The following is a 10,211-nucleotide window of genomic DNA, read 5'->3' as shown; positions in this document are numbered from 1 at the left end:
TTCAATTTGTATAAATATTAATTAGTTATGCGAGTTTTTGCGGCAATTTAAAGGTTAGCGTAACACCATGATCTGGCATGCTATCAATGCTCACCTCACCTTGCAGTGCTTGGGTTGCAAGGTTATAAACTATCGACATACCCAAACCACTACCGCCACTACCACGTTTAGTAGTAAAAAATGGTTCGAACACTTTATGCATTACATCTTCACTCATGCCATGACCATTGTCTTTGTAGGTGACTGTGTAGCTGTGGGTGTCATCATCAATGCCTACAGTAATATCGATTCGATTTTGCTCACGCCCTATAAACCCATGAACACAGCTGTTATTCACAAGATTTAAGAATATTTGGCTAAGGGCTCCCGGAACGGTAATGAGCGAAAAATCATCAACGCAGTCAATGTTCACTTCAACATTATTACTGCGGGTTAGTGGCATTAGACTGTGTAAAATGTTTTCAAAATAGTCTTTAATATTCGTTTCGAGTAAATTGAGTGATGATTGATCAACCGCCGTTTGCTTAAAATCACTAATGAGCTTTGCAGCTCGCTCAAGATTCGCAAAGGAAATTTTGATGCACTCGTTTAAATGATTCATACCCTCAAGTAAGGCCACTTTTGTTAGCGTATTTGCCTCTATAAGTTGATTAAGGCTATTTAGCTTATCCTTAGCCGAGCTATTTGCTGTTACAGCGATGCCAATAGGCGTATTTACCTCATGAGCAATGCCCGCCACGAGATTACCAAGTGACGCCATTTTTTCGGCTTCAATTAGTTTTTCTTGCATTGCAGTAAGCTCAGATAAGGTTTTTTCAAGGGTACGAGTACGCTCTGCAACACGTTGCTCTAAATGCAGATTAGCACGTTCAAGCTCAGCATTCATGCGTTCATTCTCTTGTGCTGAGAGTGCTCTGCCATATAAGTCAGCTAATGCACCAATAAAGGAGCATTCATCTTCTGTCCATTGCCTTGGTCCACCTATATGCTCACAGCAAAATATCCCGATCATTTTACCTTTATAGCGAATTGGTGCATCTAACATAGCGCCAATATTAAGTGGTTTTAAGTAGCTTTCACTAAACTCAAAGGTGGCAGGGTCAGTATGAGCATCCTCTGCGGTGATAGTACGCTGGGTATCGAGTGCTTTGAAATAAGCTGGATATGCATCACGAGGCAATACTAACATTTGAATTTCTTTGCCGTTTTCTCTATCAAGTAGTAATCGGCACTCAATCGCGGTATTTTCGGCATTTAACAACCATATCCCTGCTCTGCCAATTTCAAGGCCATCTAGTACCGCATTCAGAATTAAGCGTTCAGCTAATTCAACATTGCCACTGTCAAGATCGGAAGAAATTGATACTCCATACAGCAGTTGGACTAGTTGTTGGCGCATACTCTCACCTTTTAGTTTTACGACACTTTAAGTCTAGACGAACATTATAAATCTGACAGAATGAATATAAGTTTTTAAAAACTCATTTAGTATTAAGTAGTTGTTCAGATAAATAAGAGTATATTGTACCCAACTCCTGTTAATACCCTTTACGACTTTATGTTGTTTAAGCAGTTTGGCCAGCTCTCCCCCGAGCTGGTTTTTTTTTGCCTAGTCCACAGTGCTAACGCATGTTACAGTTACCTTAGAAATCATCAAAAATTAATATCTCATGCGTTATACCTTAATTTTAATCACATTTTTAATGAGCTTTAGCACTTTTGCAGTTGCTCAAAATGAACCTGAAAACCGCCCTGCGTTAACCGATGTTGAGCAGCAACAAGCTCTCGATAAGCTTCAAGAACCAATGTATAAGCCATTGTTAGAGCGTTATATTCTTGATGAATTAAAAGCAGTGCGCCAAGACCAGCAAAAATTACGCGAAGACGTAACTAAGCAAGTGGCTCATACACAACTTGATACCGCAGATCGTGCGATTACTTATACAACAGACACCATTAATAATGTGTTTTTCATTATTACTATTACAGCTTCAATTTTGGTGTTGGTTGGTTGGAATTCCCTCCGTGACGTAAAAAACAAAGTAGAAGACATTGTAAACACACGTGTTAGTGCGATTACACAAGAATACGAAGATCGCTTGAAAGTACTTGAAGAAAAGTTACGTGAGCGATCTGAAGAGATCTTATTAAACCAACAAAAGATCTCGATCACTAACGAAGTTCATTCTTTATGGATGCGTGCCAACTTAGAAAGCGATGTTGCGAATAAGATCGAGATTTTTGACGAAATATTAAAGCGTAAACCTGAAGACGTTGAAGCAATTGCCTATAAAGCGGATGCGCTATTAGAAATTAACGAAACAGGTGAAGCCATTGAACTTTGTAATCAAGCGCTAGAAATTGATAGTGACTACGGCTATGCCTACTGGCAACGTGCTTGTGCGTATGCATTACTGCATAAACATGCTGATGCAATGGCAGACATTCGCATGGCACTTGAGTATTCTCCAAACCTTCGTAACGAGCTATTACACGAAAGCGCTTTTGCCAGCCTGCACGACAACGACAGCTTTAATTCGTTGTTAAACGAAATGGCTTAGCCGAAACCCATGTAGCAGCGGGTTTATCCCGCGTCATAGGCGCTAGGGTTTAGGGTTTAGGTTCTAGGTTCTTCCTAGGCGCTGGGACGCGATGTAAAATCGCTGCTACCTAGTACCTCGTAACTTTCGCCTTTCCCCTTGTAACTTGAATTCAACTAACTTTCACCCATAAAAAAAGAGCAGCTGGGCTGCTCTTTTTCTAACGGAAGAATAACACTTTGGTTATTTTGCCGTTCTCTATTTTGTAGCTGGTGACAAACTCAGAACGCTTGTCGACGACTTTGGGGTCTTGTGAACATGTTTCAGAGAGTTCATGATCAATCACGATGTTGCCAAGCACAATGCGTTTAATTGGTGATGACTTAATGCACTTTAGCTTTTTAAACATGATGCCATATCGAGCAATAAGCTTTTCTTTACCTTTAAACATTAACTCATTCGGGAATGTATAAAACTCTACGTTTTCGTCATACATCTTAATGAATGCATCAATGTTTCGTGCATTATAAGCCGCAATCAGCTGTTCAATCACCGCCATCGATTCACGTGACTGACGCGCTTTTTCTTGCTGCTTAGCTGTAAGGGCTTCTTTAGCTTGGTTAACGGCTTTTTCAGCTTCTGCAACTGCTTGCTGTTTTTCAGCAACTGTTTTTGGTTGCTCTGCAGGTGCGGGAGTTTGTGTGCCTAGCACTTTGCTGTCATCAACTTCTGCAACCGCTTTTAAAGCTTCTGCAGTGGCTTTTTGCTCATCGCTGCTTTGAGTTTTTTCGGCTGTTGCTTTCGCTGTTTCAGTTTCAGGCGCTGATTTTTGTTCTGTTGCAGGCTTTTCTTCAATAAACTCTAAGCTAGGTACGTCCTTCTTTTCGGCTTTTTGTTCATTGCTAGTTTGAGGTTGGACTTGCTCTACTGTTTCGTCACTTGCAATTGACTGCCAAGAGAATAATAAACTGATTGCAAAAAATAACGGTTTCATAGTTTTCCTAAATGCATCATGCCTGATTGAGGCGCTAAGGTAGCAAATTATGACTGCTTGGCATAGTTTTTTACCAATATTGCTCTACTGTTATCTGCCCAGGTTCGCGGCGTCTGTTGCGGCTAAAACCCAGCTCTAATAAAATAGCTGTGGTGTCTTTTACCATTTTTGGATTACCGCAAATCATAAACTGTGCGGTATCAGGTACAGTAGGATGCCCTATTACATCAAACAAACGATGGTCTTTAATTACATCTGTGATCCGGCCATTAAAACCTACTTCGGCTGACTCTCGGCTGACTACGGGTGAATAGTAAAGGTTCGGGTACTGTTGCTGAAGCGCTTTAATACGCTCTTGATAGCTTAAGTCCTCGTTAAAACGAACACCATGCACTAGGTGAACATGCTCAAATTTTTGCCACACTTCACCCTGTTCTAATATTGAAATAAAAGGTCCAAGCGCTGTACCAGTACTCAGCATATAAAGTTGTTCGCTGCCAGGTACTTCATCGAGGGTAAAAAAACCTGTGGCGCGGCGTTCAATTGTAACTGAGTCACCTGGTTTTAATTGTGCTAGCTGCTGAGAAAGTTGGCCGTCTTTGACGTTAATAAGATAAAACTCAAGATCGGGATTATTAGGCGCATTCACATAAGAATATGCGCGTGCAACACGTTTATCACCCACTTGCATAGCTAACTTAGTAAACTGCCCTGCCGTAAATGGCTCAACATCGGCATTAACGATTAAGCTAAATAATGACTCAGTCCACCATTTAACGTCTTTAACCTTAGCTTCAACCCAATTAGACATACACATCCTCAATTGTTGTTCCTCTATTAAAAGTGGCAACAATTAGTTGAATTTTCAAGTTTTAAGGGGCGGTTGCAAGTTGCGAGCAGGATTTTACGCGAGGTAAACAGGCAGCTATAAAAAAAGCCGCATAAATGCGGCTTTGAGGTTAGTCTCACTTCACTTTGGGCGTGTTTCCAAATTTCAGTGAATACGTTACCAAGGAACTTATTTAAATTGATTCTAAAGCAATTTTAACCATTTCGTTAAAAGTGCTTTGACGCTCTTCACTTGGTGTTGCTTCACCAGTGATTACGTGGTCACTTACAGTAAATAGTGCCATCGCTTTTGCGCCGTATTCAGCGGCTACGCCGTACATGCCAGCTGTTTCCATATCTACAGCAAGTACGCCTAGCTTGTCTAATTCTTGATAAAAAGTGTTATCTGCTTGATAGAATGTATCTGTTGTAAATACATTACCTACCTTCGCTTCAATACCTAATTCTTTTGCTGCGTTTACACCATTTAGTAATAAACCAAAATCAGCAATTGCGGCAAAGTCGTAACCACGAACGCGCGCACGGTTTACGTTTGAATCAGTACTTGCACCTTGTGCAAAGATAACGTCACGGATTTTGATATCGCTACCAATACCACCACAGGTACCAATACGAATTAGATTTTTAACGCCGTAACTAACGATCAATTCACGGGCATAAATTGACATTGATGGAATACCCATCCCAGAGCCCATAATACTTACTGGTTTACCTTTGTAGGTACCGGTAAAACCATACATATTACGAACGCCTGTTACTTGTTTTGCGTCATCTAAAAAGTTTTCAGCAATGTATTGAGCGCGAAGCGGATCACCCGGCATTAATACCGTTTCTGCAAATTCGCCTACATCGGCGCTGATATGAGGAGTACTCATTATTGGTTTCCTTTTTTGTTCGCTAATAGCTTGTCGTTAAAGCTATCACCGTATTCAAGTGCAGGAAGATTAAACCACTGGGCAAGGGTTTGACCTATGTCTGCAAAACTAGCTCGTTCTCCAAGCGGGGTGTTTGTCATTCCCGGTTGGTAGGCAAGTACTGGCACGTATTCACGTGTATGGTCAGTGCCTGCTGCTGTTGGATCACATCCGTGATCGGCGGTAATGATTAACACATCATCGCTATTTAGCTGATTTAAAATGGTCGGCAGATAATCATCAAACTCTTTTAATGCTTTAGCGTAGCCAACTGCATTACGGCGATGACCGTACTTTTCATCAAAATCAACTAAATTTGTAAAAATCAAACTATGATCAGGTGCACTTGCGATAACTTCTGAGGTTTTCTCAAGTAAGTTCATCAGCCCTGGCGCTTTGTGTTTTTGGGTGATGCCTTGGTGCGCATAAATATCAGAAATTTTACCGATACTGATCACTTCACCACCGTCTTGCGATAATTTATCTAGCAAAGTTGGCGACGGTGGAAGCACCGAGTAGTCACGACGATTACCTGTACGGGCAAAATCATCGCTGCTCGAACCCAAAAATGGCCGCGCAATCACTCTTCCTATGTTCATTTCATCAAGCAGCGCCCGTGCGATTTCGCAAACCTGATAAAGTTTCTCCAGTCCAAATGATTCTTCGTGCGCGGCTATTTGAAACACGCTATCAACTGAGGTGTAGCAAATTGGCATGCCAGTTTGCATGTGCTCTTCACCTAGTTGTTCTAAAATGGTCGTTCCTGAGGCATAGCAGTTACCTAAGATGCCAGGAATACCTGCGCGAGCAATAAGCTCATCAACAAATTCTTGTGGAAAACACGGCTGTGTATTTGGAAAATAACCCCAATCAAACAACACAGGTACACCGGCCATTTCCCAATGTCCAGAAGGTGTGTCTTTACCACTTGATAACTCTTTAGCGTAACCCCACGCGCCAGTAGGTGCTTGTCGGTCACTTACTAAACAAGGTTCTTTACCTGCGGCTTCGCATGCATCAGCTAAACCTAGACGGGTAAGATTGGGTAGCGATAAATGCTCACCAGTTTCTTCTGCATAGGCTTTAAGTAAATGAGCAAAAGTATTTGCGCCTACATCACCAAACTTCTCTGCGTCAGGTGCTGCGCCTATTCCTAGGCTATCTGCCATTAAGATGAGTGCTCTTGCCATGGGTACCTCGTTATCAATATGTGAATACTTTATATGCTCTTCGAATTTTTGGTACAGGACATAAGTCCTGTTTCATAAAACAGAAACATTATAAATTTGCATCCCTAAGCGAAGCAAAAGAGATTAATCGTGTCTTTTTTGCTATTGTGATCTACCTAACAATGTTTCCTTCTGTGTGGGCGAGAACTTTAGTGACACGAACAATTATAGCTATTGCTGGCGCATCTGCGTCGGGCAAGTCTCTTTTTAGCAAGACAATTTATAACGAATTAGTCAATGAGCTTGAACCGGGCGCGATCGCAGTGATCGAAGAAGATGCTTATTACAAAGACCAGTCGCATTTGCCGTTTGACCATCGAACGCAAACCAATTACGACCATCCTGATGCTTTCGAGCATGAGCTTTTGCATGAGCACTTACTTCAATTGCGCGCTGGAAAATCGGTAGACGTACCAACTTATGACTATGCAATGCATACCCGTAGCGATGAAACGCGCCGAGTTGCATCTGCAAAAGTACTTATCGTTGAAGGTATTTTGCTACTGAGTGATCCGGCACTTCGAAAAGAATTTGATATTAAGGTGTTTATTGATACACCGTTAGATATCTGCCTTATGCGCCGTATGCAACGAGATATGGAGCAGCGTGGCAGAACATTACAGTCCGTTGTTGATCAATATCAAGCGACAGTGCGACCTATGTTTTATCAGTTTATTGAGCCATCAAAACACAAAGCTGATCTCGTAGTCACTCGCGGCGGTATGAATCGCGTTGCCATTGATATAATTAAAAGTAAAATAAAATATTTACTGCAACAATAACAACGGGAAATAGTCAGTATGACAACATTTATGAGCTTAGTAGGCATTGTTGTGCTACTAGGCATTGCTTTTGCGGCTTCAACTAACCGTAAAGCGATTAATTTAAGAACAGTAGGCATCGCCTTTTTACTACAAGTGTTAATTGGTGGCTTTGTCTTGTTCTTCGAAGTGGGCAAAAACGTACTAGCAAGTATGTCACGAGGAGTTTCATCGGTTATTGGATATGCCAATGACGGTATAAGCTTCTTATTTGGCTCACTGGCATCGCAAGATACTTTAGGGTTTATTTTTGCGATACAAGTATTGCCCGTTATCGTGTTCTTCTCAGCATTAGTTGCTGTGTTGTATCACATCGGGGTAATGGATTGGATAATCAAGATTCTCGGTGGTGGCTTACAAAAGCTATTGAAAACCTCTCGCCCTGAATCGCTTTCTGCAACCGCCAATATTTTCGTTGGCCAAACAGAAGCACCATTGATTGTTAAGCCATTTATTGCCAGCATGACTAAGTCAGAGCTGTTTGCGGTAATGGTAGGTGGCCTTGCTACCGTAGCAGGTTCTGTTATGGCGGGTTACGTAACAATTGGTGTAGAGCTTAAATACTTAATCGCAGCCAGCTTTATGGCGGCACCAGGTGGTTTCTTAATGGCAAAAATGATTGTGCCAGAGACCGAAACACCAAAAGAAGATTTAGCTGATTTAGACGTACAAGAAGAAAAACCGGTTAACGTAATTGATGCTGCTGCATCAGGTGCCGCAAACGGTATGCATCTAGCACTGAATGTAGGTGCTATGTTACTTGCTTTCGTAGCACTTATTGCACTTCTAAATGGGTTATTAGGCGGTATTGGTGGTTGGTTTGATCATCCAACATTAACGCTACAAGAAATTTTAGGTTACGTATTCGCGCCAGTTGCATGGTTATTAGGTGTACCTTGGAACGAAGCAGTAATCGCAGGCAGTTTTATAGGTCAGAAGGTTGTAGTAAACGAATTTGTTGCTTACCTCGACTTTATTAATTATCGCGATACGTTAAGTGCGCACACACAAGCGATTGTCACATTCGCGTTATGTGGGTTTGCTAACTTATCATCGATAGCAATTTTACTAGGTGGATTAGGCGGTATGGCGCCTAGTCGGCGAAAGGATATCGCACGCTTAGGGCTCAGAGCAGTGTTAGCAGGATCTATGGCTAACCTCATGAGTGCAGCAATTGCAGGTTTTTTCCTCTCGCTAGCTTAGAAACTTAATGAGATGAGCCGTAGTTGCAAAACAATAGGATAGGACTTTAAGGGGTTAAAGGTCTATCTGACTTGAACGATACTTCACCAAGGGCCGCAAGGCCCTTTTATCGTTTTATGTGCTAAGATTTAATTACTAAGTCTATTTAAGTACATAAATGAAATTTTTACGAGTTTATATACTAATCCTTTTCTTTAGTTGGCCAGCACTTTGCGAACCGACCCTGACCGTTGTGACTGAGCTGTCGCCACCAAACCAAACTTTAATCAATAACCAAGTTTCCGGTGAAAGCACCGAATTAGTTAAAGCTATTTTTGCCAAAGCAAACATAAACCCAAATATAGAGCTTTATCCTTGGGCCCGTGCCTACAATATGGCACTTAAGAGACCTAATATCTTTATTTATAGTATGGCGAAGACCCCTGAGCGCGAAAAACACTTTCATTGGATTGGTGAAGTGGCTACCTATCAAATGGGCTTTGTTAAATTAAGCTCTCGCACAGATATAAACATCACCTCAAACGAGCAAGCAAAAGATTACAAAATAGCCGTACAACGTAATGATTTAGCGGCACAGCGCCTAACAGACCGTGGTTACACTGTAGTCTATACTTCGGATATCAATAAATCATATCAACTGTTAATGTCGGGCAAGGTTGATTTAATTATCGATGATAAAAATTATATTGCAGCTATGGCTGAGCAGCTGGCATTAGATGAGCGCCGCTTTAGCTTTACGCATGGTATCGACTTTTTAACCATGAAAGGCTACCTCGCGGCAAATATTAATACCGAAAAACGCTATGTGGATGCGTTAAAAAAAGCATTTAATGAAGTGATGGTGACGCCAAAATACAATACCGTGATGTTACTACAGCAACCTTAATTCGCCTTATATTGCTCAATATAAGTCTCTAATAATCCTTGTTTACTCAGCTTGTTATAACTTGCTTGAAATCGAGCAACTAACTCATCAGGTAATGCTTTATTTAGCGCTAGAAAGTTACCCACGGCGCCATTCAGAGGCAATTCAACTAACTTAACCACTTCTCTGCCTTGGTGACCATACTGCATTAATTGATATTTGAACGATAGCTCTGAGCCTATGATCAGCTCAATCTTATTTTTAAAAAATAGGTTAATACATTCGTAATAGTGACTCACTTTTAGAAGGTTTTTATCACCTTCATAGCCAATGCTTTCTACGAATTTTTCGTAAATGCTGTCTCTGACAACACATAAACTATGATCTTTTACTTGAGATAAGTCGATAGGATTAATGCGATCATTTGATTGTAAGCGATAAAAAAAGTTACGTGATGAAGCCAGTGGACCAACCCACTTGAATAACTCTTCTCGATCAGGAACTCGTGCCGTAGAGACTAGGCCTGATTGTGGTTTTTTCTGTGCAAAGTGATATGCCCTAGACCAAGGTAAAAGCTCGAAGTGACATTCAATGTCTGCATCAACACACATTGCTTTGACAAATTTAAGATTAATGCCTTCTAGGTGCCCTTTGTTTGAAAAATTATATGGCGGGAATTGCTCGGTGTAGATGGTGACACTATCCTTTGCCATTACTACGGGTGCAAAACTTAGGCATGCTAACAACAATAATTTTAAGATAATTAATACACCCTAATTAAATAGCTGCATTAAAT

General features: G+C 41.1%; 10 protein-coding genes. 4 read left to right on the top strand and 6 right to left on the bottom strand.

All coding sequences use genetic code 11. The annotated features are described in order from the left end of the window. Positions 1 to 25: 25 nt before the first annotated feature. On the bottom strand, positions 26 to 1,399 hold the full coding sequence (locus tag L1D46_RS18120) for an ATP-binding protein (protein WP_130052969.1): 1,374 nt from the start codon (positions 1,397 to 1,399) through the stop codon (positions 26 to 28). 271 nt (positions 1,400 to 1,670) lie between these two features. Here L1D46_RS18120 and L1D46_RS18115 point away from each other — a divergent pair, with 271 nt between their 5' ends. Next, positions 1,671 to 2,561: a tetratricopeptide repeat protein gene (locus tag L1D46_RS18115; protein WP_130052970.1), complete on the top strand. Its 891-nt coding sequence runs from the start codon at positions 1,671 to 1,673 to the stop codon at positions 2,559 to 2,561. Between the two features lie 199 nt (positions 2,562 to 2,760). On the opposite strand, the gene L1D46_RS18110 is transcribed toward L1D46_RS18115, so the two are convergent. The 4 genes from L1D46_RS18110 to L1D46_RS18095 form a co-directional block, all read right to left on the bottom strand. Then, positions 2,761 to 3,534, bottom strand: a complete 774-nt coding sequence (locus L1D46_RS18110) for a nuclear transport factor 2 family protein (RefSeq protein ID WP_130052971.1) — start codon at positions 3,532 to 3,534, stop codon at positions 2,761 to 2,763. A gap of 70 nt (positions 3,535 to 3,604) precedes the next feature. Continuing rightward, positions 3,605 to 4,345 (bottom strand): ferredoxin--NADP reductase, encoded by a 741-nt coding sequence (locus L1D46_RS18105; RefSeq protein ID WP_130052972.1) that lies wholly within the window; start codon positions 4,343 to 4,345, stop codon positions 3,605 to 3,607. A 211-nt stretch (positions 4,346 to 4,556) separates the two neighbouring features. Next, complete coding sequence (deoD, locus tag L1D46_RS18100; RefSeq protein WP_130052973.1) at positions 4,557 to 5,258, bottom strand: purine-nucleoside phosphorylase; 702 nt, start codon at positions 5,256 to 5,258, stop codon at positions 4,557 to 4,559. Next, a complete protein-coding gene (locus L1D46_RS18095) occupies positions 5,258 to 6,487 on the bottom strand; it encodes a phosphopentomutase (protein WP_130052974.1) in 1,230 nt (409 codons plus the stop codon). The genes deoD and L1D46_RS18095 overlap by 1 nt, the downstream gene beginning before the upstream one ends. Positions 6,488 to 6,678: 191 nt before the next feature. Here L1D46_RS18095 and udk point away from each other — a divergent pair, with 191 nt between their 5' ends. The 3 genes from udk (at position 6,679) to L1D46_RS18080 (ending at position 9,436) form a co-directional block, all read left to right on the top strand. Continuing rightward, the gene (gene udk, locus L1D46_RS18090; protein WP_130052975.1) at positions 6,679 to 7,308 is read left to right on the top strand and encodes a uridine kinase; all 630 of its coding nucleotides are present in this window, start codon (positions 6,679 to 6,681) and stop codon (positions 7,306 to 7,308) included. An 18-nt stretch (positions 7,309 to 7,326) separates the two neighbouring features. Then, positions 7,327 to 8,550: a NupC/NupG family nucleoside CNT transporter gene (locus L1D46_RS18085; RefSeq protein WP_130052976.1), complete on the top strand. Its 1,224-nt coding sequence runs from the start codon at positions 7,327 to 7,329 to the stop codon at positions 8,548 to 8,550. 157 nt (positions 8,551 to 8,707) lie between these two features. Next, on the top strand, positions 8,708 to 9,436 hold the full coding sequence (locus L1D46_RS18080; protein WP_130052977.1) for a transporter substrate-binding domain-containing protein: 729 nt from the start codon (positions 8,708 to 8,710) through the stop codon (positions 9,434 to 9,436). Here the strand turns inward: L1D46_RS18080 and L1D46_RS18075 are convergent. After that, positions 9,433 to 10,128, bottom strand: a complete 696-nt coding sequence (locus tag L1D46_RS18075; RefSeq protein WP_130052978.1) for a transporter substrate-binding domain-containing protein — start codon at positions 10,126 to 10,128, stop codon at positions 9,433 to 9,435. The genes L1D46_RS18080 and L1D46_RS18075 overlap by 4 nt on opposite strands. Positions 10,129 to 10,211: the final 83 nt, after the last annotated feature.

Source organism: Pseudoalteromonas sp. Isolate3, from assembly GCF_022398505.1.
Taxonomy (GTDB): Bacteria; Pseudomonadota; Gammaproteobacteria; order Enterobacterales; family Alteromonadaceae; genus Pseudoalteromonas; species Pseudoalteromonas apostichopi.
Note: the sequence above shows the minus strand (reverse complement) of the source record. Positions and strands in the feature narration are given on the sequence as shown.